The 24,603-nt window shown below is 57.9% G+C and carries 27 protein-coding genes and 1 tRNA gene; 13 read left to right on the top strand and 15 right to left on the bottom strand.

Translation table 11 applies throughout. The annotated features are described in order from the left end of the window. Positions 1 to 423 precede the first annotated feature (423 nt). Positions 424 to 508 (bottom strand) — tRNA-Leu (locus tag BN77_RS13690). A 172-nt stretch (positions 509 to 680) separates the two neighbouring features. On the opposite strand from BN77_RS13690, the gene lipB reads away from it, so the two are divergent. Continuing rightward, positions 681 to 1,400, top strand: a complete 720-nt coding sequence (lipB, locus tag BN77_RS13685; protein WP_040677176.1) for a lipoyl(octanoyl) transferase LipB — start codon at positions 681 to 683, stop codon at positions 1,398 to 1,400. Positions 1,401 to 1,459: 59 nt separating this feature from the next. On the opposite strand, the gene BN77_RS13680 is transcribed toward lipB, so the two are convergent. Together BN77_RS13680 and BN77_RS13675 are read right to left on the bottom strand one after the other, a co-directional pair. Further along, complete coding sequence (locus BN77_RS13680; protein ID WP_007532769.1) at positions 1,460 to 1,828, bottom strand: hypothetical protein; 369 nt, start codon at positions 1,826 to 1,828, stop codon at positions 1,460 to 1,462. Between the two features lie 249 nt (positions 1,829 to 2,077). Beyond that, positions 2,078 to 2,572, bottom strand: coding sequence for a peptide deformylase (locus BN77_RS13675; protein ID WP_007532768.1), 495 nt, complete (start codon positions 2,570 to 2,572; stop codon positions 2,078 to 2,080). A gap of 169 nt (positions 2,573 to 2,741) precedes the next feature. On the opposite strand from BN77_RS13675, the gene mgtE reads away from it, so the two are divergent. Next, the gene (gene mgtE, locus BN77_RS13670; protein WP_007532767.1) at positions 2,742 to 4,154 is read left to right on the top strand and encodes a magnesium transporter; all 1,413 of its coding nucleotides are present in this window, start codon (positions 2,742 to 2,744) and stop codon (positions 4,152 to 4,154) included. 77 nt (positions 4,155 to 4,231) lie between these two features. Further along, positions 4,232 to 4,624: a MerR family transcriptional regulator gene (locus tag BN77_RS13665; protein WP_007532766.1), complete on the top strand. Its 393-nt coding sequence runs from the start codon at positions 4,232 to 4,234 to the stop codon at positions 4,622 to 4,624. Between the two features lies 1 nt (position 4,625). Here the strand turns inward: BN77_RS13665 and BN77_RS13660 are convergent, their stop codons facing one another. Beyond that, positions 4,626 to 5,612 carry a heparan-alpha-glucosaminide N-acetyltransferase gene (locus BN77_RS13660; RefSeq protein ID WP_007532765.1) on the bottom strand — a complete coding sequence of 329 codons (987 nt, stop codon included), beginning with the start codon at positions 5,610 to 5,612 and terminating at the stop codon, positions 4,626 to 4,628. Then, a complete protein-coding gene (locus BN77_RS13655) occupies positions 5,613 to 6,377 on the bottom strand; it encodes a DUF599 domain-containing protein (RefSeq protein ID WP_040677776.1) in 765 nt (254 codons plus the stop codon). Positions 6,378 to 6,562: 185 nt separating this feature from the next. Between BN77_RS13655 and BN77_RS13650 the strand changes: the two genes are divergently transcribed. Both BN77_RS13650 and BN77_RS13645 read left to right on the top strand, forming a co-directional pair. Then, complete coding sequence (locus BN77_RS13650) at positions 6,563 to 7,969, top strand: L-serine ammonia-lyase (protein WP_007532763.1); 1,407 nt, start codon at positions 6,563 to 6,565, stop codon at positions 7,967 to 7,969. A 59-nt stretch (positions 7,970 to 8,028) separates the two neighbouring features. Continuing rightward, positions 8,029 to 8,466 (top strand): DUF1489 family protein, encoded by a 438-nt coding sequence (locus BN77_RS13645; RefSeq protein ID WP_040677773.1) that lies wholly within the window; start codon positions 8,029 to 8,031, stop codon positions 8,464 to 8,466. 5 nt (positions 8,467 to 8,471) lie between these two features. Here the strand turns inward: BN77_RS13645 and BN77_RS13640 are convergent, their stop codons facing one another. The 6 genes from BN77_RS13640 to BN77_RS13605 form a co-directional block, all read right to left on the bottom strand. After that, positions 8,472 to 8,750, bottom strand: a complete 279-nt coding sequence (locus BN77_RS13640) for a hypothetical protein (RefSeq protein WP_007532761.1) — start codon at positions 8,748 to 8,750, stop codon at positions 8,472 to 8,474. A gap of 110 nt (positions 8,751 to 8,860) precedes the next feature. Further along, complete coding sequence (locus tag BN77_RS13635; protein ID WP_208856434.1) at positions 8,861 to 10,330, bottom strand: D-alanyl-D-alanine carboxypeptidase; 1,470 nt, start codon at positions 10,328 to 10,330, stop codon at positions 8,861 to 8,863. 116 nt (positions 10,331 to 10,446) lie between these two features. Next, a complete protein-coding gene (locus BN77_RS13625; protein WP_007532759.1) occupies positions 10,447 to 11,187 on the bottom strand; it encodes a hypothetical protein in 741 nt (246 codons plus the stop codon). Between the two features lie 236 nt (positions 11,188 to 11,423). Then, a complete protein-coding gene (locus tag BN77_RS13620) occupies positions 11,424 to 12,029 on the bottom strand; it encodes a transglutaminase-like cysteine peptidase (RefSeq protein ID WP_007532758.1) in 606 nt (201 codons plus the stop codon). Between the two features lie 978 nt (positions 12,030 to 13,007). Continuing rightward, positions 13,008 to 13,619, bottom strand: coding sequence for a PilZ domain-containing protein (locus tag BN77_RS13610; RefSeq protein WP_040677170.1), 612 nt, complete (start codon positions 13,617 to 13,619; stop codon positions 13,008 to 13,010). Positions 13,620 to 13,697: 78 nt separating this feature from the next. After that, positions 13,698 to 14,348 carry a PAS domain-containing protein gene (locus BN77_RS13605; protein ID WP_007532753.1) on the bottom strand — a complete coding sequence of 217 codons (651 nt, stop codon included), beginning with the start codon at positions 14,346 to 14,348 and terminating at the stop codon, positions 13,698 to 13,700. 297 nt (positions 14,349 to 14,645) lie between these two features. Between BN77_RS13605 and BN77_RS13600 the strand changes: the two genes are divergently transcribed. Beyond that, on the top strand, positions 14,646 to 15,413 hold the full coding sequence (locus tag BN77_RS13600) for a rhomboid family intramembrane serine protease (protein ID WP_007532752.1): 768 nt from the start codon (positions 14,646 to 14,648) through the stop codon (positions 15,411 to 15,413). Positions 15,414 to 15,516: 103 nt separating this feature from the next. After that, a complete protein-coding gene (locus tag BN77_RS13595; protein WP_007532749.1) occupies positions 15,517 to 15,951 on the top strand; it encodes a CBS domain-containing protein in 435 nt (144 codons plus the stop codon). A 16-nt stretch (positions 15,952 to 15,967) separates the two neighbouring features. Here the strand turns inward: BN77_RS13595 and BN77_RS13590 are convergent, their stop codons facing one another. From BN77_RS13590 to folE, 3 genes are all read right to left on the bottom strand, one after another. After that, positions 15,968 to 16,939: a patatin-like phospholipase family protein gene (locus tag BN77_RS13590; RefSeq protein WP_007532747.1), complete on the bottom strand. Its 972-nt coding sequence runs from the start codon at positions 16,937 to 16,939 to the stop codon at positions 15,968 to 15,970. A 111-nt stretch (positions 16,940 to 17,050) separates the two neighbouring features. Then, entirely contained in the window at positions 17,051 to 17,509 is a 459-nt protein-coding gene (gene hisI / locus BN77_RS13585) for a phosphoribosyl-AMP cyclohydrolase (protein WP_007532744.1), read from the bottom strand. Positions 17,510 to 17,535: 26 nt separating this feature from the next. Continuing rightward, positions 17,536 to 18,156, bottom strand: coding sequence for a GTP cyclohydrolase I FolE (gene folE, locus BN77_RS13580; protein ID WP_007532742.1), 621 nt, complete (start codon positions 18,154 to 18,156; stop codon positions 17,536 to 17,538). 305 nt (positions 18,157 to 18,461) lie between these two features. Here folE and BN77_RS13575 point away from each other — a divergent pair, with 305 nt between their 5' ends. From BN77_RS13575 to thrS, 4 genes are all read left to right on the top strand, one after another. Continuing rightward, the gene (locus BN77_RS13575; RefSeq protein WP_007532739.1) at positions 18,462 to 18,908 is read left to right on the top strand and encodes an iron-sulfur cluster assembly scaffold protein; all 447 of its coding nucleotides are present in this window, start codon (positions 18,462 to 18,464) and stop codon (positions 18,906 to 18,908) included. A gap of 12 nt (positions 18,909 to 18,920) precedes the next feature. After that, positions 18,921 to 19,322, top strand: coding sequence for a membrane protein insertion efficiency factor YidD (yidD, locus tag BN77_RS13570; protein WP_007532738.1), 402 nt, complete (start codon positions 18,921 to 18,923; stop codon positions 19,320 to 19,322). 120 nt (positions 19,323 to 19,442) lie between these two features. Further along, positions 19,443 to 19,967, top strand: coding sequence for a DUF1697 domain-containing protein (locus tag BN77_RS13565; protein WP_007532735.1), 525 nt, complete (start codon positions 19,443 to 19,445; stop codon positions 19,965 to 19,967). A 122-nt stretch (positions 19,968 to 20,089) separates the two neighbouring features. Next, positions 20,090 to 22,075: a threonine--tRNA ligase gene (gene thrS, locus BN77_RS13560; RefSeq protein ID WP_007532733.1), complete on the top strand. Its 1,986-nt coding sequence runs from the start codon at positions 20,090 to 20,092 to the stop codon at positions 22,073 to 22,075. 96 nt (positions 22,076 to 22,171) lie between these two features. On the opposite strand, the gene BN77_RS13555 is transcribed toward thrS, so the two are convergent. Continuing rightward, complete coding sequence (locus BN77_RS13555) at positions 22,172 to 23,269, bottom strand: hypothetical protein (protein WP_007532731.1); 1,098 nt, start codon at positions 23,267 to 23,269, stop codon at positions 22,172 to 22,174. A gap of 112 nt (positions 23,270 to 23,381) precedes the next feature. Between BN77_RS13555 and BN77_RS13550 the strand changes: the two genes are divergently transcribed. Both BN77_RS13550 and BN77_RS13545 read left to right on the top strand, forming a co-directional pair. Then, complete coding sequence (locus BN77_RS13550; protein WP_007532729.1) at positions 23,382 to 23,966, top strand: nitroreductase family protein; 585 nt, start codon at positions 23,382 to 23,384, stop codon at positions 23,964 to 23,966. Further along, the gene (locus tag BN77_RS13545; RefSeq protein ID WP_007532726.1) at positions 23,966 to 24,568 is read left to right on the top strand and encodes a flavin reductase family protein; all 603 of its coding nucleotides are present in this window, start codon (positions 23,966 to 23,968) and stop codon (positions 24,566 to 24,568) included. The genes BN77_RS13550 and BN77_RS13545 overlap by 1 nt, the downstream gene beginning before the upstream one ends. Positions 24,569 to 24,603 lie beyond the last annotated feature (35 nt).

The raw sequence follows: 24,603 nt of genomic DNA, 5'->3' as shown, positions 1-24,603 counted from the left end.
CGACCCTCCAACAACCGAGGAGGGTATCGGCATTTGCTAATTCTTTGGCAAGCTGCAATATCGAAGAGAATTACTGTCGCCTTAGTCCTGAAGTCTTATCGTGCTGAGCGATGAACCATCCACACACCATTTGCCACTGGGGCGATGATCTGTGGAGGCGTGAGCCGGATGCTCTCACGAGCTGCCGATGTCCTGAGAGAACCGACCCGTTGCAAGATGGCCGCATACCAGTCTCTCAGCTCCGCTTTGGCAACATCCAGGCTTAGCCGAGGTCTAAGGAGGCGTTCCCGTTGGGATATCATAGGTCAGCTTGTGCGCTTGCTTGATGTCAGCTGGCGCGTTTGTAGCACCCTTTGTAACAAGAGGGCGACGCAAGGCGCTGAAAGCCAATAAAGATTGATTGCCTCACCAATGTAAGTGAGATGGTGCGGTCGAGAAGACTCGAACTTCCACGGGTTGCCCCACAGCGACCTCAACGCTGCGCGTCTACCAATTCCGCCACGACCGCATCGTGGTAGGTGCCGATTTGTGCCGGCGGGGCAGCATGTAGCAAAAGCGTTTGGGGTACACAAGGGCGATATGACAGATTTTTTCAAAAGAAATCACAGCATTTGAATCGCCTGTGAAACGGGGCCATATAGAGCTCCGCAACGCTACCTATCGAGCGGCGGCGACAAGGAATGGCCATGCTACGCACAGATCTCGAATACTCCATGTTGCCACGGGAAGGCTCACGGCCGATCCGATGGCGCATCGCTGATGGCCTCGTACCTTATCAAGAGGCTGTGGAAAACATGGAGCGCGAGGTCGCCGCGATTGGCGAGGGCGGCGACGAGCTCGTCTGGCTCGTCGAACATCCGCCTCTTTACACTGCCGGAACCAGCGCCGACGCCAAAGACCTTGTACAGCCTGATCGGTTCCCGGTCTTCGCGACGGGACGCGGTGGCGAATATACCTATCACGGCCCTGGCCAGCGTGTTGCATACGTCATGCTGGACCTGAGGCGCAGACGCCAGGACGTGCGGGCATTTGTCACCGCGCTCGAAGAGGTGATTATCCGAACGCTTGATTCGATGAACGTCCGCGGCGAGCGGCGCGAGGACCGCGTTGGCGTCTGGGTGCGAAGACCTGAAAAGGCAGCTCTGCCCGATGGTACGATGGCAGAAGACAAGATCGCCGCGTTGGGCATCCGGTTGCGGAAGTGGGTGACCTTTCACGGGCTGTCACTGAACGTCGAACCTGATCTCGATCACTTCAGCGGAATCGTCCCGTGCGGAATTTCCGCCTATGGCGTCACGAGCCTCGTCGATCTCGGCCTCCCGGTTGTGATGGCTGACGTCGATATTCCTCTTCGGCAAGCATTCGAATCGGTCTTTGGCAAGACGGTCAGCGATCGCTGATACCAAGGCTTCGCGACGAAAGCCCCAAGGGCCGGATGACCGGCCCTTGGGAGTAAATTCTATTTGTCACCGACGTCACGGCAGGCGTCCGTATGTGATGCTCCGCTATCTCCACCGGCCGTATGCACTTTAGAGTTCGTCTTCATGTAGTCGCAGTCGGGTAGGGGCTTGATGCTGGCCGTTGTCATCTTGTCAACGGAAGGAGACATCCGGCTCGGGGCGAATCCATCGCTGTCGTTCGTGTAGTCGTCGGAATATTCCGGTGCCTTGCGATTGACATAGTGAACCGGCTTCTTAGGCGCTGTCTGGACGGGCGCAAACCCGTCGCTGTCGTTACCGTAGTCATTCGAGTACTGCTGTTGGGCGAAGGCCGCACTTGCAAGGCCGAAGGCGAGAATGGAAGTGGCGGCAGCAAATTTGAAGCGCATGGCAGATATCCTCAATTCTTCGTTGCGGTGACAACGATACCAAACCCTCCGGCAAAGGTGAGTTCGCTCTCGAATTGCGGCAAGAATGCGGGCAGAAAATCATGCAGACGCGGTAACTTTATCAAATGAAATCACAGGACCGCGACCAAATTTGACACCTTCGTGATGGAACTTTGTTTCTAAGTCCGCGACAGCCTTTGTCGATCTTTACGCAACTAACGGGAGAGATAATTCCCTGGAAAATAGTGTTTATTTTCGGACTTTATCCCAGCGTTTGATCAGTCGCTCGCGCTTCAGCCTGGAGAGGCGTTGTATCCAAAAGATACCGTCGAGCTGGTCGATCTCGTGCTGGATGCAGACTGCGCGGAAGCCCTCTGCTTCTTCCTCGCACTCCTCGCCGTTCAGGTCACGGTAACGGACTCGGATTGCTTTGGACCTCTCGACCTCGTCGGTCAATCCGAGCATTGAAACGCTCCCTTCGACGTGCCGAATCATTTGATTGGAAGCAAAAGTGATCTCCGGATTGACGTAGAAACACGCGCCCTCTTCGCGGTCCAGCTCGATCACGAAGAGCCGAAGGAAGACGCCGATATGCGCCGCTGTGATGCCAACTCCAGGCGCGGCTCGCATCGTTTCCAGGAGGTCATCCCCGAGCCGATGCAACTGCTCGTCAAAGACGTCTACGGGCTTGCAAGGGGTTCTAAGACCGACGCTTGGAAACTGCAATATGGGGCGGACGGCCACTGGGGGGATCCTGGTTTCAGTTACACGGAAGCTGTCGCTACGCGCGCGCATTGTCATCCACGCGATCGGCGTTTGCGGCTGGACTGGCTTGGAGGTTTCAGCTAGCACAAAACTCCTATATTTCGACGCTTAATCGTTGAACTTCAACCGGATGCGAGGGCGGCAAATCATGACGAACGATGCAGAAGAGCTCGTCCGCCCGCGGCCAGACAGCGGCGACGCCGATATCTACGACGAAGACGGCAACGTGCGAGGCGACTTCCTGGCGCTCGTAGGCGCAGCCATCGCTGATCGCGATACGATCTTCCTTCGCCTGCATGTCGCTCGCCTGCACGAATCTGAAATAGGCGATCTTCTCGAATCGCTGCAGCCAGACCAACGGCTCGCGCTTGTTCGTCTCCTTGGCGACGAATTCGACATGACGGCGCTGACGGAGGTCGACGAAACAATTCGTCGTGAGATCGTCGACCAGTTGCCGAACGAACAGATTGCCGCGGCGATCGGCGAACTCGACTCGGACGATGCTGTCTACATTCTCGAAGACCTCGATACCGAGGACCGCGAAGAAATCCTTGCGCAGCTTCCGTTTACCGAACGGGTGCGACTACGGCGCGCGCTCGATTATCCGGAAAGCTCGGCTGGACGCCGTATGCAGACGGAATTCGTCGCGGTGCCGCCGTTTTGGACGGTCGGCCAGACGATCGACTACATGCGCGACGAGGAAGACCTACCGTACTCCTTTTCGCAGATCTTCGTCATTGACCCGACATTCAAGTTGTTGGGTGCCGTCGATCTGGACAAGATTCTTCGTACAAAGCGACAGACGAAGGTCGAGTCTATTATGCGGGAAACAAACCATCCGATCCCAGCGGAGATGGACCAGGAAGAAGCGGCCCAGCTTTTTGAGCAGTACGACCTTCTTTCCGCCGCCGTCGTCGACGAGAACGACAGGCTGGTCGGTGTGCTCACGATCGATGACGTGGTCGACGTCATTCACGAGGAAGCCGACGAAGACATCAAGCGTCTGGGCGGTGTCGGCGACGAAGAGCTGTCGGACAATGTTTTCTCGACCGTCCGCTCTCGCTTTCTCTGGCTGGTGATCAACCTCGGAACGGCTTTGCTGTCTGCAAGCGTTATAGGGTTGTTTGACGAATCGATCGAGAAGATGATCGCGCTCGCGGTGCTAATGCCGATCGTTGCGTCGATGGGCGGCAATGCGGGCACGCAGACGATGACCGTTACGGTCCGCGCATTGGCGACCGGTGACCTCGACATCTATAACGCAGGGCGCATCGTCCGTAGAGAGGCGGGAGTCGGTGTCGCCAACGGTGCTCTCTTCTCGGTCATCATGGGTGTTATTGCAGCCACATGGTTTCACGACTATCAGTTGGGCTTCGTGATCGGCGCTGCGATGATTATCAACCTATTTGCGGCAGCTCTCGCCGGCATTCTGCTGCCTTTGCTGTTGCATAAGGTGGGAGCAGACCCGGCCATAGCGTCATCAGTTTTTGTCACGACGGTAACCGATTGCACGGGCTTTTTTGCCTTTCTCGGCATCGCCACATGGTGGTTCGGAATTTAGCCGGCCCGCGTATCGCCGCAGAAATTGACTATTACGTAAAAGTCAATATTATTGGCCGCCTTAATGGTGGGGAGCCTATGCCGGTCAGTAAGTACTATAGCATAACCGAATTGACGCGCGAGTTTGGAGTGTCGACGCGTACACTCCGGTTCTATGAAGACGAAGGTTTGATCCACCCCGAGCGGCGTGGACGCACACGGTTGTTCCGTCCGGCAGACCGCCGGCTGATCCAGGAGATTCTGCGTGGTCGACGCATCGGCTTCACCATCGCGGAAATCCGCGAGATCATTCAGGTTTACAAGGAGCCACCGGGCGAGTTGGGCCAGCTGAAGCTCCTGATGAAGCGCGTCGACGAGAAACGGGAAGATCTGCGCCGGAAGCGCAAGGATATCGACGACACCCTGGCCGAACTCGACAACATCGAAGAGGCATGCCTCGGTCGTCTGGCCGATATCGGCGTCGGCACCTGAATTATTGCGTGTTGGCGCTGCATTCACTCGCCAGCGCCAGTATCCGCCCGTCATCCGGCTTGACGGTACCAGACCGGAATTCGGCAAAGAGATTTTGGGTCTGCAGCTTGTCGAGTGTGCATTGGCAGAAGCTGCGGCATAGTGCTTCGCCTTCCTGCATGATGCACGAAGCATTGCATTGCTTAAGGTAGGTTTCGACGGGGTTCGGTTTTTCCGGCGGAACGATCACGAACAGTCCGTAGGCAATTGCGATCAGCACCGGCTGGTGAATGAGGTAAAAGGCGAGGCTATGACGCCCCGCTTTTGCTGGCAGGCTTGAGCCCGTGCCAAGTTTCGCAAGCCTCTCGAGGATCCGCGTCCTCATTGCGATCAAGGTCGCCGTCATGCCAAGCAAAAATGGCACAGCCCAAGGAAAGATCGGAACATAGTCGTTCGATCGCTGCGGCATCTCCGCCAGACCGATCCACGCAAGGTAACGCGGATTGAAAATCGGGGAACGCAACAGAGCCGGGTCAATCCAGGTATCCACCACCCATGCCACTGTAAGAGCAGCGGTCGCGGCGACGGTGACAGGCAAGGGCAGACGCAGGAAGACAAGGCCAAGCAGGCTGAGGACCGCGATGCAATGGAGAATGCCGAAGAATATCCATTCCCCGGGAAAGACGAACCGCGTCACCACGGAGATTGCAAGCGCGGCAGCAGCGATCATGGCAAACCGCTTCCAGAACGAGCGCCAGCGAATCTCCGGTGTATTTGCAAGGACCAGGCTGACGCCGACAATGAACAGGAACGTCGACGCGATAGCGCGGGCATAGAGCTTCAGCCAGCCGGTTTCGGCAGTGCCTGGCGCAAGGTAGCCCATGAACTCCATATCCCAGGTGAAATGATAGGTCGCCATCGCCAGCAGGGCGACACCGCGTGCGGTATCCAGCAAGCCGATGCGAGGCGGCTTGACGCTCGCATTTGTTTCCGTCGCCAGAGCCGTCATTCACAATCCCTCGGATGGTTCGTTGCCATCATTCGATGGCACGGCGCGGGGAATAGGAGAAAGGTGGAGATTTGATGGCGGCTGGGCGTCCATAATCGCCAGACGCGCCTCCGAGAAGAACTGCCGCCTCGTCAGGACGACAATGACAACTGTCGTCGTCAGCATGAAGACATACGGGTTGATGAACCAGCCGAGGTAACCAATCGAAAGGAAGATCGCGCGCAGCCCCTCATTGAAATGGCCAGCGGCAATAATGTTCATGCGGATGACGCGTTCGGCCGCCCGCTCAGCGGCAATCACATCCTGTTCGCTGTCACGCATCATCGGGATCGAGCCGAAAAGAATGGTGCAGTAGTTGAAGAGGCGATATGACCAGCCGAATTTAAAGAAAGCATAGCCGAAAAGCGCTGCCAGACCACCGACCTTCATTTCGAAGGCGGCGTGGCCGCTGTGAAAGACGAAGGGCAAGTCGGCAAAGACCGCGTCGACCTTCTCTGTTGCGCCCAACAGGGCAAAGCAGCTGCCTATGGCAAAGATCGACGTCGAGGCAAAGAATGCGGTTCCGTTCTGCAGGCCTGCCATGATCTGGGTGTCGATCATCTTCAGATCGCGCCGCAGCGAATTGTAGATCCATTCGCGCCGGCGCTCCCGCATCGCATGAGTGAGGCTGGTCCTGCCAAAGAAATTCGCGCCCTGCAGCAGGCGCGCGTAGCAAAACCAGATCGCCGCAAAGAACACCAGTGCAATGTAATCGGCTGTCGTCATCATTATATTAAATCAGGTTCCTGTCGACGCGCCACTCTACAGATGCGGGAGCACGCTGCAATGACTGGCAAGCCGCAGCACTTCGTTTTACAGATGTCGCATGCGTGAAATGCCATGTCGGTCCATCGCAGTGATCACGAGAGCCGGTAGCGTAGATTTACGCAGCAACTTTATAGGACGCAGTCATGTTCCTTTCCGTTTTCGACGTATTCAAGATCGGTGTCGGGCCTTCCAGTTCGCACACCATGGGTCCAATGACTGCGGCCAATCGATTCCTTGATCTCATTCTATCGGACGATTGGCCGCGTCCGACCTCCGGCGCCCAGGTTGCGTCCATCAAGGTTAGCTTGCACGGCTCGCTGGCGCATACCGGGATCGGACACGGAACGGGCAGGGCCGTGATCCTCGGGCTGATGGGCGAGCAGCCTGACAGCGTTGATCCCGACAAGATGGACGGCATTATCGATCAGGTGGAGCGTTCCGGCCGCATTTCGCCGCCCGGCCACCCGAGCTACAGCTTCCAACCCAAGAACGACTTGATATTTGACAAAAAGCAGCCTTTGCCAGGCCACGCCAACGGCATGTCCCTTTCCGCTTTCGACAAGGACGGTCGGATGCTGATCAAGCGCATCTACTATTCCGTTGGTGGGGGCTTCGTTGTGACTGACACCGAGCTCGAGCAGATGCGCGCAAAGAAGAAGGCACCGTCCGATTCGCGCAAGGTTCCCTATCCTTTCTCCTCAGCCAAGCAGATGCTCGACATGGCCGCGCGTTCCGGCCTCTCTATCGCGCAGATGAAGCGAGCCAATGAGGAAACGCAGCGCAGCCGCGAGGAACTGGACGCAGGCCTTGATCGCATATGGGAAGCCATGCGCTCCTGCATCGAACGCGGCCTCAAGGTCGATGGCATCATGCCAGGTGGACTGAACGTTCGCCGCCGCGCCCGTGCGATTCACGACAAGCTGCAGGAAGAATGGCGCAGCAACCGCATTAACCCGCTGCTCGCGAACGATTGGCTGAGTGTATACGCCATGGCAGTCAACGAGGAGAACGCCGCTGGCGGTCGCGTGGTGACGGCTCCCACGAACGGTGCAGCGGGCGTCATCCCGGCGACGATCCGCTATTACGAGCATTTTCACGACGATTGGGACCAAAACGGAATCCGCGACTATCTGCTGACTGCCGCCGCGATTGGCGGGATCATCAAGCACAACGCCTCCATTTCCGGTGCAGAGGTCGGCTGTCAGGGCGAGGTAGGGTCCGCGGCGGCCATGGCGGCAGCCGGCCTTGCGGCGGTCATGGGCGGCACCCCGGAGCAGATCGAGAACGCGGCCGAAATAGCCCTGGAACATCATCTTGGCATGAGCTGCGACCCCGTCGCGGGCCTCGTGCAGGTTCCCTGCATCGAACGAAATGCGCTCGGCGCGGTCAAGGCAGTGACAGCGGCGTCGCTGGCGATCAAGGGAGACGGCAAGCACTTCGTTCCCCTGGACGCCTGCATCGAGACAATGCGGCAGACCGGTAACGACATGAGCGAGAAGTACAAGGAGACATCCACCGGCGGGCTTGCCGTCAACGTCGTGGAATGTTGACTTTGTGAGAATGCGACTTGTCGCTTGACGTTGCCCGACAAAAGGATTTCAACGGCGGCATGGCATTGCATCTCATTAAATTGTGCGTGGGCGCGGACTCGATTGACGATCTGCGCGAATGGGTAGCAGAACGCTCTCTCAGGGCAATTGCGGCCGGGCTTGAGCCGCATTCCGTGCATACGACAAGGATGGTCCCGAAGCGTGTCGAAGAACTACTCGACGGTGGTTCGCTCTATTGGGTGATCAAGGGGCAGGTGCAAGCACGCCAAAAGCTGCTCGACATCCAGAGCTTTACAGATAGCGAAGGGATCTCGCGGTGCCATCTTGTGTTGGGCCCCGAGGTCATCGAAACGGCCGTGCAGCCAAAGAGAGCTTTCCAGGGCTGGCGCTATTATCCGCAGGACGATGTACCGCGCGACCTGAACAGCCTGGGAGAAGGGATTGCAGAAATGCCCGCGGATCTTCGCCGAGAGCTCTCCGAACTCGGCCTGCTCTGATCGGATCAGCGCAGGCGCAGCGTTACCGGTGCCCGACCTTCCGGACACGTGACATGAAGGTGGATACTGGCTTGCGCCTGTGAGCAGCGCCACGCTCGCGCGCCGTGGCACAACAGCAGATTAATCAGGTCCTTGGTCTTTGCCGATTTTGGCTTCTGCCGCTGCAACCCCACCTCTGCCAGTCGCAAAGCCGCTTCATGTAGCGGGTGCAAACCGGCGCGCGGATTCTTGCCGGTTACCCGGCCATGTGGCGGAAACTCCGGATGATTCTCGTTGATGGCCATTTACATCCCCGTACGCATTACAAACCGAGTCTCAAAACTCCGTCGGATCAAACACACCGATCACGACGCCTTGGACTGCCGCCTCTACAACATCAGGCGGCATGTCCTGATCATTGGGCCATGGCCCAGCACTTCACACCTGCCCGCTTCAGAGCGTTGCATGCATTCACAGCGGCACGCTGGTCATCAAAGCCGCCGAATCGCGCACGATAGCTTCCCGCATTGGCGACTGCGATAGGCTTTGCCGAGCGCAGCGCCTTGCCACCCTTGCTCTTGGCACTGTCAAGAAGATCCATCGCACCTACCTTGCTGGCAGAAACACCAATCTGGACAGCCCAACCCGTCGGTTGCGCCTCCTTGGTCGAGGCAGTCGTCAGCTCGTCAACAGAGGTGTCGCCCTGTTCGGGCGGCACATAGGCCGGCGCAGGTGCCGGTGCGGCCACGGATGCCTGCTTGATGGCCTGCGTCTTGACCTTCTTCACCGCCGGCATTTCCTGCTGGAGCAGCGGATTTTCGGACTTCGACTGGGCGACATCGGCAAACGCGACCTGTGCAGATGCCGGCTGAGAGTGGGTGTCGGGAGCCGACGCAGTGCGCGACAGGCTGGCTTCAGCCACGGCCGAAGAAACCGGCGTTTGCGCGACAGGCGCAGCGGGTTGCGGCGCGGTCTGGGCGATCAGATCCGAAGAGCCGCCGCGGCTGGATGCCTTCGGCAGATAGGCCGCAATCAGCTTGCGCATCTGATTGTCGCGGGCAGGGGTCGACGCACCGCCGAGAACAACGCCAACGATCGACTTGCCGTCGACCTGAACGGAGCTCACCAGGTTGAAACCCGCCGCGCGGGTATAGCCGGTCTTGATACCATCGACGCCGCGCACAGAACCAACGAGACGGTTGTGGCTCCGGATGATCCGATTGCCGAACTTGAAGCTTTGCGTGGAGAAATAGCCGTAATACTGCGGAAAATGCTGGCGAAGTGCGATACCGAGGCGGGCCTGGTCGCGAGCGGTCGTCATCTGAGCGGTATTCGGCAAGCCGTTGGCGTTGCGATAGGTTGTACGTGTCATGCCGAGCGCATGTGCCTTGGCTGTCATTATCTGTGCAAAGCGCTCCTCCGAGCCGCCGAGCAATTCGCCGAGTGCCGTAGACGCATCATTGGCTGATAGCGTGACGAGACCGAGGATTGCCTGTTCGACAGTGACCGTGCCGCCGGGGCGCACGCCGAGCTTGGTCGGAGCCTGGCCGGAAGCGTGTACGGAGAAGGGAACTGGAGTATCCAGGCGAATGCGACCCTGCTCCAGGGCTTCGAAGGTCAGATAGAGCGTCATCATCTTGGTGAGGGACGCCGGATACTGCAGACGATCTGCGTTTTCACTGTAAAGAACATTGCCGGTCTTCGCATCGACAACGATGCCGGCATATTTCGGGTTGGCAGCCTCAGCATCGGCATCGATCGTGTCGGCCATGACGATACCGGTCGCGAGAGACAACGCCGTGATCGCTCTTATCAGGAAATTGCGGGATCGCGATGGGGATACGGAGGAGACTGACCTTAGCACTATTCTACTCTTCGCTTGCATTTCGGATATTGGAGAGACCGCCCGCCTCCCGGCGCGATCGCTCTCTCGCCAAATTATCCTTCCGGGGTTACCAATCCGTTTATGATTAATCGTTTGTTTCGCCACATCGGATCATTCTAGCGACCTGTCGCAGAAGTGTTCACAAGCCGCGTTTCCACAAAATGGCGAATAGCGGCGTCAATATGGTCCCAATCGGGCAGATGCGTGCTTGAGAAGCGATAAAGCACAGTTAAGTCGCGACCGACTCTTATATCGCGCTGGCAATCGCCGCTGGTGGCCATTTGCGGCATTATTGGCAAGGCGCAACGCACCACGTAAACCGGGGCGCCGGCGCGCGGCGCGGTCAACAGAACTTCGTCAGCATAGCCCGCGTCCGCACGCAGGTGGTGCAGCGTCATGCCATTGGCAAAGGGCACGCCGTCGCCCTCAATCAGATGGGAGTAGATCGGCTCAAGCCGACCCGACATATCCCGGGACATGGTGCTTTGCGCGATCTGAAGGAAGATCAATCCGGACGACTGGGTGATATCGTCGAATCGCTCGCGATGGGCCTTGCTGTAGCCCTGCATTTCCGGCCACGTGAGGTAGAGGTCGGCCCGTTCGGATGGGCCGTTTTTCCGCTGGCTGGGAAAGCGCAGTGTGTTTTCGGGAAGAGTGAGCGTGTCGCGGCCGATCGTCAGGGTTATTGGAGTGGTCGAAGCGGTATTGCCGGCGAGCGAAATCCGAGCACCGAACCAACGGCCTCCGAAGCTGATAATCATCGTCAAAGCCGCAAGGCAGCCGACAGCGATCGTAAGGCGGATGATGAAACGCGTCGAAAGAAGGGGCGATTCCTCAATCTCGCGGACAGTCTGCATGGCGACCTTCAGATGTCAGACCGCCGCGAAGAGAACAGAGTCGCCGGTGCCGTTGATAATTTCGGCGATGATCCGGCCACCACGGTTAACGAACAATTAAGGCGCTCATCAAGGCGCGATAAAAAGTGAACCGCTCCCGGGACAGCGGGAGCGGTTCTGTGGCACCGGTCAGGGACGGGGATGCGGGGGACGACCGGAGCCGTATGGTTGTCGCCATCTATCCGGCGACGGGCGACCTACTTGACGCTGCCGACCGCCACTGCACGGCCATCCTGCAGCTTGACCCAGCGGGTCGGATCATCAGCCGACTGACGTTTCAGGTACGTGTATTCTGTGTCAGCCCAGAGCATGACCTTGTTGCGCATATTATCGAGAATGAAGTCGCCGCGGTCCGTGCGGACCGTCAGCACCGCATGGCCTTCGCCATTTGGCTGCAGGACGACGGTCATCAAGAGATCAGAAGGCGAAAAACCGGCATCGATCAGCATCTTGCGCTTCAGCAGCGCATAGTCTTCGCAATCGCCAGCCGTGCGGGGATAGGCCCAGCGCTCTTCAACGCCGTAGATTTCCTTGTCGGTCAATGGCGTGATCGACGAATTGACCTGGTAGTTCACCTTGAGGATCGTCTTCCAACGCTCCTCCGTCAAAAGAAGTTCGCCTTGGTCGCCAGCCGCATTTGTGCAATCGGCAGGTATCTCCTTGCAGAATTGATAGGCGCCGATCGGTGGGCTCGCATTGCCAAGTACCGTCATGTTGAGGGGGCTTGCTTGTCCCGAACCCACCATCGCAATCAACATCGCACCGACGGCTAAACTGCCTTTGATGAAAGTTTCTATCGTCATTCGTCGTCTCCCCGTTGTGAGAAGAACCTGACACAGACGCTTTTATTCAGCGCAAAATTACGCAGTTAAATTAGAGGCTTAGTTGATTCAAACACACAGAGAAATCGACTAAAAACAAAGTCGAATACACATAAAATTCGAAGCGCTTTCGTGCTAATTTCGATTAAAATTGTTCCTTCTCCGGAAAGGCGTCCGGGGCGTTGTCTGGAGCATTTTGGGACAATTTGTTAACGGCGCGACCAGACCCGCAATTTTTGCAGACCTTTGTTTACCATCCGAGATGACTTCGGCACGAACCTGCACTTCGATGGAACCCTGGGAACCGGCGCTATAAGTGGCCGGTTTGCCCAGCAAATTCGATTTCGGCGGCAGAACTATTTTCGAAAAACTTCGAAAAAAATGTCTATCCTATCAACGGTCGCGCTCCCCAAACGTTCATGCAACGCCGAATGACCGCCACGCTCCACGATGACAAGCATGCTTTGCTCCAGGCTTTCGACATACATGCCGTTACGTGCGGCGCTTCCAGGGCCAGCCGGCCCTGAATAGGAACCCAGGTACGCCTGACGGTCTTCCTTCATTGCGGAGCAGGACACCATCGTCCAGCCAAGCGAGATTGCGGACGTAGTACGTTACGATCCCGGTCAGCAAGTAGCCGGGATCTTGCCATAGCGGCGAGAAAGACCCTTGGATTTTGTCGGGGCGCGTTTTGAAGACTGTGATCGCCCTCAGGTATGCCAGCTCCCTGACACCGGGAGGAAGCGCGTCCAGCAAACGGTCACATTTCGCGGGGAAAGCCGTCTCATTCCATGCCCGAGCCAATCGATTTTCGAAAGCCGCGTGGCCTGCAAATAGAGCTTCTGCCCGTCGACCCCGAGAAAGACATGCTCCTAGAGCTCTATTTCAGGATGGAGACCCCTCATGTGGCACCTGTCCGGCGGCCTCATGGACATGTGCGCGAGGCACCAATCACAGGGATCAGAGAAACTCGCGAAGCGTTTCCCGCGACTGGATGGAAAGGAACTCGATCGCGACGCCTTCCACGAAATGGCGAACAACGCGACCGCGCATGTTGCCGAGACGGAGAGAAGTGCCAATCGGCGGACGCACCTCAACATCAATCGCAGCGCCAGAAAGCGACAAGTCCATGATGCGGCAGCTATAGCGGGCGCCGTCTTCCAGTGTAATTTCGGTTTTGGTCTCGCGCGGCGTCAGGCGGTCGTGGCGGCGGTCTTCCGGAAGGCCGAGCTCATGCTTGTTTGCAAGCCAAGTGAGCTGTGCCGCGAGCTTCTCCCGCTTGCGTTCGGTCGCATGGATCGACATGGAAAAACCACGGCCATCTACTGCCTGGACATAGCCCTCAACGCGACCGAGGTGATCGATATAGGCGACAACGCGCTCGTTGGCGCGAGGACGACCCTGGCAAGTCACATACATGTCGCCCGGCGACATATCGATCACCAGGCATTCAAATTCCTCGTAGTTCGCCAGCATCAGCCGGCCCTGCATATTGATGGGAACACGTTGAAAGGCACCTTGTTCGAGGCGAGGCGCAGTCCTTGGCGTCTGAACTTGCTGGAACGCGTGCATCAAAGGGCTTCTTCATGAAATACAACAGCCCGATAATTACCCGCAATCCCTTAACAGAAGGTTGTTCAGGTTCGTCCTCTATGCACGCATTCGGTTGTGCCGAACCGGAACACCTGGAGCGTCGGTTTCGGCAAACAGGCTAGACATGACCCGCCGCATTGTATCGGCGATCGATAGGGGACGCGGGTAGAGCGTCAGCTCGTCCTCGAGCACTGCGTCCCTACGCGCGTCGTCGCCAAGCCGTTCGTGCAGCAATCGGCTGCGATCGAGAGCGAGGAACTGCAGCGGCACAACTTCGAGCCAACTTGCCGCGATCGCGGGAGCGATCGCGCCCAACAACTTGTCATATTCCCCGTCATCAGAGCGCAGCGGCAGCAGGATAATTTCAAAGCAGGCACGATGACCGGCCGCGGTAAAACCCGTCGCGTTAAGCAGCGCGGGGATCGCGTGGCTCATGACACCGCCCGCGGTGTGTTCGATGTCGTCATGTCCATGCGCGAAGAGTTCGGCAAATGGGATGCCACGAAGATCGCGACCAAAGAGATCACAAATTCGCGTGCCGGCAAGACGAAATGTAACGCGGCCGGCGTCGCTTGTCTCGAGGAGAAACACACTCGACAAAATCTGCCGCAAATCCGTCGGCTCGACCTGTGATCTCAACGGCGCCAGGTCTTGGCCCCGAATGCGATTCCAATATTCGAATAGGTCGATCGTCGTTTTGATACGCATTGCGGCACCAGCTGTTTCATTTCAGTTCAAAACATGTCCGTCATGGCCATGCACTGTGATGCGGTGCGTATTTCGTGCCAACCGACGACAGTTAAGGTTAAGGGATGGTTTCGATTGAGCGAGCATCTGTGCCGTGGCAGTGTCTGCCCATCGCTTCCTGGTTTCGGGGAGTTCAGCACAGACTGTCGAGTGTCGAGGTATCCTTGGAATGCTCGAGCGCCGTCCGGACTTTGCCGGACGGCTTTTTTTTTGACCTGTCGTCCTGTAAGGCTGTGCCGCAATCAAGCGAGGACGAAGATGAACGAGCACTCGGTCGAGCCGGAAGCGGAGATGGAGCCCCCCGCGACACCGCCGCCACCAATCTTCAACCTTCCAGGGCCGGTGCTTGCAGCGCTGGTACTCTTGGCGACGATTTATGCTGTCCAATCACTTCTTTTATCCAGCAATGGTCTCGACTGGCTATTCTTCAATTTCGGTTTCATTCCGCTGCGCTACATCACGCCGTTGTCGGAACAGGGGCCGCAGCTTTTCTGGACGCCAATCAGCTATTCGCTCCTTCACGGCAGCATCGAGCATATCGTTTTTAATGGGCTGTGGCTCATGGCGTTCGGCACGCCGGTAGCGCGCCGGATTGGTGCGTTTCGCTTCATTGCTTTCTGGGTCCTGTCCGCGACCGCGTCGGCTGCTCTCCATGCGGCGCTGAATTGGGGGGAGGCTACGTTGCTGATCGGGGCATCTGGCGTGGTGTCCGGCCTGATGGGCGCCGCCTGCCGCTTTGCCTTCCCGCCGGAGCAGCGAATCGCCCGGCCGACGCATCTCCATCCCCGTCTTTCAATGGTCGAGGCGTTTCGCAGCCGTACGGTCGTCGCATTCATTCTCTTCTGGTTCGTGGGCAATCTACTGATAGCCGTCGGCGTCCCCCTGGTCGGTGATGGATCGCAGGCAATCGCCTGGGACGCTCATATTGGAGGGTTCATTTTCGGCTTCGTGCTTTTCGGTTTTTTTGATCGGGAACCGCCCATCGTGCCGCCAATTTCAGAGACATCGGATATATTGCAATCTTGAGAGTTGGAGTGCACCATTCGAACTGATCCGCGATGGGAGGAGAAACCGCAGCGGATGCCTGTGATCAGTTGAAGTGCTTCACTTTCGGCATAGGAGGTTCAAAATGTCCAATTCAGTCAAGGCCATACTCGATGCAAAGGGCAGAGACGTCGTAACCGCTGGACCGAACACGACCGTTTCCGAAGCGGCTGTGATTCTCAGTAAGAAAAAGATCGGCGCAATTGTCATCGTCGGGATGGAGAACAAGATTTCCGGAATTTTCACGGAACGTGACGTGGTGCACGCGATCGCCAAGGCGGGTGCCGCCTGTCTTGATCAGCCCGTTGCCTCGTTGATGACCGCAAAGGTTTACCGGTGCCATGAAGATTCAACCGTATACGATTTGATGGGGCTGATGACAAGCCGTCGCTTCCGCCACGTTCCAGTTGAAACGAACGGCAAGCTCGCCGGCATCATCTCGATTGGCGACGTCGTGAAGAGTCGTATCGCGGAAGTCGAGCTGGAAGCTGAACAGATCAAAGCCTACATCGCAGGCTGAACCGCTTCGCCGGCGCTCAGACCGGGCCGGCGAAAATCTCCTGCATTCGCTTCAATTCAGGAAGCCGCAGCTTGGCTTCCTCGTAGCCGCGCTCGATCGCTTCTCCTGCGCGATGGAACTCCGATAAACCGATATCGCCGAGACGCGGCTGAAGCGATATATCCGGCGGATCCCCCGCCAGGCGCGCACGCGCAATCCTATCCTGAATGATGTTGAAAGCCTGCACCATCACGCCGGTCATCCCAAGCTTGGCATACGGAGCTTCTTCGCGTCGGTGGACTTCGGACGGTGATAGGCTCGCGTTGTGCCGGACAACAGCGGACCGACCGTAGAGATCGTAGTTCAGGTTGACAGCGACCACGAGCGGTTGCTCATAGGCGCGGCATACAGAAACGGGGACCGGATTGACCAAGGCACCATCGACGAGCGTCCGTTGGTTGCTGCGAATGGGTTCGAAAATGCCGGGCAGGGCATAGGAGGCGCGCAGTGCCGTAATCAGCGATCCGTTGGCAATCCAGACCTCATGCCCGGTGTTGACCTCGGCAGCGACCGCCACGAACGGTCGGTCCAGATCTTCGACATTCAGGCCTTCCAGATGCTCCTGCATGCGCTTCGTCAGCCGCATGCCTCCAAACAAACCGCTGCCGCCAATCGTCAGGTCAAGCAGACTGGCAATACGCCGCATCGTCAGCGAACGGGCAAATCCTTCCAGTTCGTCAAGCTTGCCGGCCAGGTAGCACCCCCCGACCAAGGCTCCGATCGAGGTTCCGGCAACCATGCCAATCTCGATCCCTTCTTCATCCAGGGCGCGCAGAACACCTATATGCGCCCAACCGCGCGCCGCACCGCCGCCGAGCGCGAGAGCAAGCTTGGTTTTCTTGGGAGCAGGCTTGGGAGTGACGGGGACGCTCATATCTGGAAATGCCGGGGTGCTTGTGTTGGACGCGCCTGCCTCAGAGCTTTGGCGGTACAAACCCCAATTAAGCATGGCTCGCCTCCCTCCCGGCATACAATCAGATCACTATATTAGTGTCCCGTCTCCCTTTCCAATTCGTATATAGGCGTAGCTTTTGGCCCAATAAGTGGCAAATGGGCGCTCTTACGATTCTTTTCCGTAAACTTCGTTCGGATCGAACTGGAGCTCGTCATCGACGATTTCGAGCATCGGCTTGCCGTCTTCGAGGTTGACGGTTCTGTAGAAGCAGGACCGGCGGCCAGTGTGACAGGTGGCATCGTGGCCAGCTACCTCGACTTTCAACCAGATAGCATCCTGATCACAATCCGTGCGGATTTCCTTGACCATCTGGGTGTTGCCCGAGGTTTCGCCCTTGATCCAAAGCTTCCCGCGCGAGCGGCTGAAGTAATGAGCCTTTCCCGTCTGTATCGTCAAGGCGAGGGCCTGCGCATTCATATGCGCCACCATCAGCAATTCGCCATCGGCAGCATCAGTGACGATCACAGTGATCAGGCCGCGATCGTCAAAGCGCGGAGTGAAGTCGCCCGCGTCCTCGAGTTCTGATTTGTCATCGGACGGCGCATTGAACGCAAAGGGCATCATCGCGGCTTTCTCATTCGAAGCCGTCTTCAGCGGCTCCGGACCATGGACATGAATCGGGCTTGATCAGCCGGCTCAGTTTTGAACGTTCCGGTAAATGTTGTCGTCAATGTGGTCGAGCCCTGTTTTTGCACACCGCGCATCGCCATGCACATATGTTCGGCCTCGATCATGACGGCGACGCCGCGAGGAGCAAGCGTGTCGTCGATGGCCTTCGCGATCTGGGCTGTCATCGTTTCCTGCGTTTGCAGGCGGCGACCGTAGATCTCAACAACGCGGGCGATCTTCGACAGACCAAGCACCTTGCCATCGGGCATGTAGGCGACATGAGCCTTGCCGATGATCGGCACCATGTGGTGTTCGCAATGGGAGAAGAAGGGAATATCTTTCACCAGAACCATGTCGTCATAGCCGGCAACCTCCTCAAAGGTGCGGCCGAGCACATCTTCAGGCTCCATATCATAGCCGGCGAAGAGCTCACGATAGGCTTTGGCCACGCGCGCTGGCGTGTCGAGCAAACCTTCGCGCGATGGATCGTCGCCAGCCCAACGCAGGAGCGTGCGTACGGCGTCCTCCGCCTCTTTCTGGCTGGGGCGATCTGCATCGAGATCGACTGGTGTCTGCGGAAAATTCTTGATGATGGCGTCCATATGTAACAGTCTCCTGATCCGTTTTGTCGGATCGTCTTTCGGACTAGCCACTGGCAATTCCACTCAAGGGAATTCTTGCACCTTTGGCAGGCTCCGGGGCTTTCAGGGCTTGTTTTTGCCCTTCCGGCACGGTTTCCCAATCAAACTTAGCCGAGGCCATTGCATTTTTCTGGCCTTCGAACGACATACATATAGGAAAACGGCATCCTTATGTAAGTCTTCTGGCACGACACGCTGTGTTTTTCTTTCGTGCTACAATGAGTTTCGAAGCGCCGATCCGCATGAGTTCTGGAGCGGAATCCACGATGGACGATATCTACAACAGCAAAATCCTCGAATTTGCGGGCAATATTCCACTTATCGGCGATCTGCCGGATGCGGACGCCAGTGCCCAGGCCCACTCCAAACTTTGTGGCTCCAAGGTGAAGATCTGGCTGAAGATGGATGGCGAGACCGTGACGGGATTTGCGCATGACGTCAAAGCCTGCGCGCTTGGGCAGGCTTCCTCTTCGATCATGGCGCGCCATGTAATTGGCGCCAATGCGGGTGAAGTACGCAAGGCTCGCGAAGACATGCTGGCCATGCTCAAGGCGGACGGCCCCGGGCCGGAAGGCCGGTTCGAGGACATGCGCTATCTCCGCCCGGTGAAGGATTACAAGGCCAGGCATGCCTCCACGATGCTGACGTTTGACGCCGTCGTCGATGCGATCGGCCAGATTGAGGCCAGGCGTGCCGAAACAATCGAGGCCTGAGCGGCATAGTCGATGTGCGAATTCTGTTCGATAAACGATGGAGACGAGGACGAAGGTGGCGCCGCCGCGCCCCGTAGGCCCGCGCTATCCTACTCCCGCAATTACTCCGGTCCGTATCGCAAAACACCTGGCAGGTTGATCGGAATGGGCGTCATTCGCGCCTATCAGCTGACGCTCTCCGGTTTCATAGGCAACTCCTGCCGTCACATCCCGACCTGCTCGGAATATGGCTATGAGGCGCTTGCGCGCCATGGGCTATGGAGCGGTGGATGGATGACGCTGTTTCGCGTCGCGCGTTGCGGACCGGGAGGTACGAGCGGGCTTGATCCGGTTCCCGAACAGCTCGGCGAGCGCTTGCACTGGTGGGCACCATGGCGTTATCTCGCGTTGGGCCGTAAGGCGGAAGAGAGATGACGCAGCGCGCATCTCGGGCATTTTGCGGTCGTCACGATCTTGCCGGTGCCATCCACAAGCGCATCGATGCGGCCCATAGCATTGACGATCTTCTCAAGGCGAGACGGGGTTCTGAATAGCATGATCTACGTAGCGTTGCTGCACAGTGTCGTGCTTGCGCCAGGTCGCCGCGTTGTGATGTCCGACCTTCGCGACATGGCCACGAACATCGGTTACCGGAATCCGAGAACGCTGGTCTCGACCGGCAATATCGTCTTTGAGACTGAGGCTTTGCCGCTGGCGGACATTGAGGCGAAGCTTGAAGCCGCGTTCCAGGCAAGGTTCGGCAAGCCGGTTGACATCATCGTGCGCAGGGGTGCCGACTGGCAGGCGCTTGCGACGTCAAATCCCTTTCCGGAGGGCGAGGGCAGTCAGGTAATCGTGCGCGTCATGCGCAAGCCACTTTTGCCGTCCGCCATCGAGGCGCTTCACCCTTTTGCCGATCCGAAGCAGCGAATGGCGCTCACCGGAGGCGATCTCTGGATCGATTTTGCCGGCAGACCAAGCGAGTGGAAGCTGCTTTCGGCACTGACAACCAAGCGCATTGGCGTCGGCACGCTGCGAAACTGGAATACAGTTAGCGGCCTTGCCGAAATGATCGGCTAAGCCGGCTTTTTCTTTACTCAACCAGCAAATCTCGGTATCACCCGGCGGCGCATTCGTGCGGACGAAGCGCTTCATTGCAACCACCCGCATTCGTTGGCGGGACTGGACAAGGAGAATTCTAGATGTCCCAATCCGTTTCCCTGACATTTCCCGATGGTTCCGTGCGCAGCTATGATGCTGGCGCAACCGGTAAGGATGTCGCAGAATCCATTTCCAAGTCGCTTGCCAAGAAGGCAGTCGCGATCGCCATCGACGGGCAGGTCCGGGACCTTTCCGACCCGGTGACGACAGGCGCAATTGAAATCATTACCCGCACCGACGCCCGCGCGCTCGAGTTGATCCGGCATGACGCAGCCCACGTGATGGCCGAAGCCGTGCAGGAACTCTGGCCCGGAACGCAGGTCACGATCGGCCCCGTCATCGAAAACGGATTTTACTACGACTTTGCCAAGAACGAGCCCTTCACACCGGACGATCTGCCAAAGATCGAAAAGAAGATGAAGGAAATCATCGCTCGCAACGCGCCGTTCACCAAGGAAATCTGGTCGCGCGAGAAGGCCAAGGAAGTGTTCGCCGCCAAGGGCGAAAGCTACAAGGTCGAACTCGTCGATGCGATTCCGGCTGGTCAGGATCTGAAGATTTACTATCAGGGCGACTGGTTCGACCTCTGCCGCGGGCCGCATATGGCGTCGACCGGCCAGATTGGCACCGCGTTCAAGCTTATGAAGGTGGCCGGCGCGTACTGGCGCGGCGACAGCAACAATCCGATGCTGACCCGCATCTACGGCACGGCATTCGCCGAGCAGAGCGATCTCGACAATTACCTGCACGTTCTTGCCGAAGCCGAGAAGCGCGACCATCGCCGCCTCGGCCGCGAAATGGATCTCTTCCACTTCCAGGAAGAAGGTCCGGGCGTCGTCTTCTGGCACGGCAAGGGTTGGCGCATGTTTCAGACGTTGGTTGCCTACATGCGGCGCCGTCTCGCCGAGGACTACCAGGAGGTCAATGCACCGCAGGTGCTCGACAAGTCGCTCTGGGAAACCTCAGGTCACTGGGGCTGGTACCGCGACAACATGTTCAAGGTCACGGTTGCCGGCGACGATGCAGACGACGACCGCGTCTTCGCGCTGAAGCCGATGAACTGCCCCGGCCACGTGCAGATTTTCAAGCACGGCTTGAAATCATATCGTGAACTGCCAATCCGCCTTGCCGAATTCGGTACGGTGCACCGTTACGAGCCGTCGGGCGCGCTACATGGGTTGATGCGCGTGCGTGGCTTCACGCAGGACGATGCGCATATCTTCTGCACTGACGACCAGATGGCCGCCGAGTGTCTGAAGATCAACGACCTGATCCTGTCGGTCTACAAGGACTTTGGCTTTGACGAGATCACTATCAAGCTATCGACGCGGCCGGAAAAGCGCGTTGGCTCGGATGACCTGTGGGATCGCGCCGAAAGCGTGATGACCGAGGTGCTGGAAACGATCCAGCACCAGTCGAACAACATCAAGACCGGCATTCTGCCGGGTGAGGGAGCGTTCTACGGTCCGAAGTTTGAATATACGCTCAAGGACGCGATCGGCCGAGAATGGCAATGCGGCACGACGCAGGTCGACTTCAATCTGCCTGAGCGCTTCGGCGCCTTCTACATTGACAGCAATTCGGAGAAGACGCAGCCGGTGATGATCCACCGCGCCATCTGCGGCTCGATGGAGCGCTTCCTCGGCATCCTCATCGAGAACTTCGCGGGACATCTGCCGCTGTGGGTATCGCCGCAGCAGGTCGTCGTCGCAACGATCACCTCCGAGGCGGATGGTTATGGCGCCGAGGTCGCGTCAGCGTTTCGCGAGGCAGGCCTGACAGTAGAGACCGACTTCCGTAACGAGAAGATCAACTACAAGATCCGCGAGCATTCCGTTACGAAAGTTCCCGTCATTGTCGTCTGCGGCAAGAAGGAAGCGGAAGAGCGCACGGTCAACATTCGTCGCCTTGGTAGCCAGGAGCAAACCTCGATGTCGCTTGACGAGGCAATCGCGTCCCTCGGTCTCGAAGCAACGCCACCGGATATCCGCCGCAAGGCGGAAGCCAAGAGGGCCAAGGCGGCCTGAGCTCGCGTACCGGCCATATAAGCCCTCCAGATACAAAGCCGCCCGGTCTGAACAGGACCGGGCGGTTTTCTTTGTCTGCGATCGTCTGAAGATCGATCAATCCGCGTCGTCGCCAATGCCAGCACCACTCTGCAGTTGATCATAGGAGGGCAGCGGTGCCTGGCTCTGGGATGAGACGCCACCCGCCGGCGGCTGCCGATCCGGCTGAACCTGAACCGTTTTGGCGGCCTCAGTCGGCTGTTCGGGCTGCACGTCTTTCATCAGGACTTCGACATTGGTGTTCTTGCCGGCCTCCACTTTGAAATCCCGTTGGTAGATCTTGTCCTTGTTTCGGGCGACGGCGGAATATTCGCCTTCGGCAAGAACCATAGTTGGGAAGGCGCTGACACTCTCGCCGACGCTGTCGCCAGCGGCCGTCAGAATCGACCAGGCCGTATCTGCAATCGCTTCGCCACCGGAGTCGGACACGAGTTTGAACGTGATCTGCGCGGCTTTGTGCTGGATCGTCGCCTCTGTGAGCTTGCCGGCCTCCACCTGGATGTCGGCGCGGATCGACGCGTTGGTGTCACCATATTCAGAGACGATGTGGTAGGTTCCGGCATTCAAGCGAACCACGGTGTTTGGCGGCACATCAGCCATCACAAGACCGCGCTCTCCATCCTCACGCACCTCGGCGGAGTAAATCGAGAAACTAAGCTGATCTGGCCGAATACGGACGTCCGAGCCGGACACCGCGTTCAGCAGCAATCCACCGGCTTCCAGCACCATCGTCTGCTTGTCGACTTGGCCATCTTCGGGAACCGTTAACTTGCGGGTGACGCCGGCACGGCCAAAGGACACGTTGACGAAATAGTCTCCTGGCGCGAGCTGGAAGTCCGCAGAACCACCTTGCGACGATGCGATCAGCGGGAGTTTGCCATCCGCGCCCGGCAAGGAGCTAAACACATACCAGGAAAGTCCGTCCTGCACGGCGTCGCCATTTGCTGTAAGCTTCGCCTCAATGGCGATCTCATGCAGCTTCTTGCCCTGCGGCGCCGTGCCTGGCGCGATGAAGGCGTTCAACTTTGGCATCTTCGCAGTCGTATCCAACTGCTTGAAGCTCTGAAAGGCGTCCTGCGCCTGGCTGCTCAAAGGCAGTAGCGCCGTGAAAGCCAAGGTCAGGCCTATGCGTGCATATGGCGAAATGCCAACCATGTGTCGTGCGAACCAATTGACATCTGAAATCACAGAGGCCACTTCAAGACCAACGCGATGGCAAATTCAAGACCCATCCCAATGCTGTCATGAAAATGGAAGTCTCTCCCGCATGAAATCCGATATCAAGCTAATCGACTATCTCAGTGTCCGCCGTTCTATTCCCGCGTTTCAGATGTGCGAGCCGGGGCCTGACAAGGCGGAGATCGAAGAGATTTTGCGGCTGGCGTCCCGTGTCCCTGATCACGGCAAGCTCGCGCCATGGCGCTTCATCGTCTATCGCGGCGACGAGCGTGCCCGGATCGGCGAAGAGCTCCTTAAGCTTGCACTCGAGGCCAAGCCGGAGCTTTCCGACGAAATGATCCAGGTAGAGCGTACGCGCTTTACCCGTGCTCCCGTCGTCGTTGCCGTCGTCAGCAAGGCTGGACCGCATGCCAAGATTCCCGAGTGGGAACAGATGATGTCCGCCGGCGCGGTCTGCCTCAATACCATCTTTGCCGCCAATGCCCATGGATGGGTCGCTAATTGGTTGACAGAATGGTTCGCCTACGACGAGCGCGCCTATGATCTGCTCGCCGTCAAACCGGGCGAAAAGATCGCCGGTTTCATTCATATGGGATCGACGACGTTTCCTGCCGTCGAGCGCCCTCGTCCGGAGCTGATCGAGACGGTCACCTGGATCGGCGGAGAAAACTGATGTTCTACACCACCGATACGAACCGGCACGGTCTGGCGCACGACCCTTTCAAAGCAATCGTCGCGCCACGCCCGATTGGCTGGATCGGCAGCAAGGGGAGGGATGGCTCGATCAACCTCGCGCCATATTCCTTTTTCAATGCGATTTCAGACAGGCCGAAAATCGTGATGTTTTCTTCCGCTGGTTTCAAGCATAGCCAGAGGAATGCGATCGAGACCGGAGAGTTCACCTGCAACTTCGTAAGCCGGAACCTGGTCGAGGAGATGAATACCTCATCGGCTGCTGTTGACTACGGTTTCGACGAGTTTGCGCTTGCCGGCTTGACGGCCAGAAAGGGCGAGCTTGTGGATGCGCCTTATGTCGCCGAAGCCTTTGCCGTCCTCGAATGCAAGGTAACGGAAACCCTTGTGCCGAAGTCACTCACCGGTGAAGATTCAGAAAATATCATGGTCTTCGGGCAGGTCGTCGGCATCCGCATCGACGAAACGATCGTTCGCGATGGCCGCCTCGATATGGCGATCGCCAGGCCGGTCGCGCGCATGGGTTATATGGACTACAGCGAAGGTAGCGATGTTTTCGAAATGTTCCGACCCCAGGTTTAACGCTTGCGGTCACAGCTTAACGAACATGGTGAACC

The organism is Rhizobium mesoamericanum STM3625 (genome assembly GCF_000312665.1).
Classification (GTDB): domain Bacteria; phylum Pseudomonadota; class Alphaproteobacteria; order Rhizobiales; family Rhizobiaceae; genus Rhizobium; species Rhizobium mesoamericanum.
Note: the sequence above shows the minus strand (reverse complement) of the source record. Positions and strands in the feature narration are given on the sequence as shown.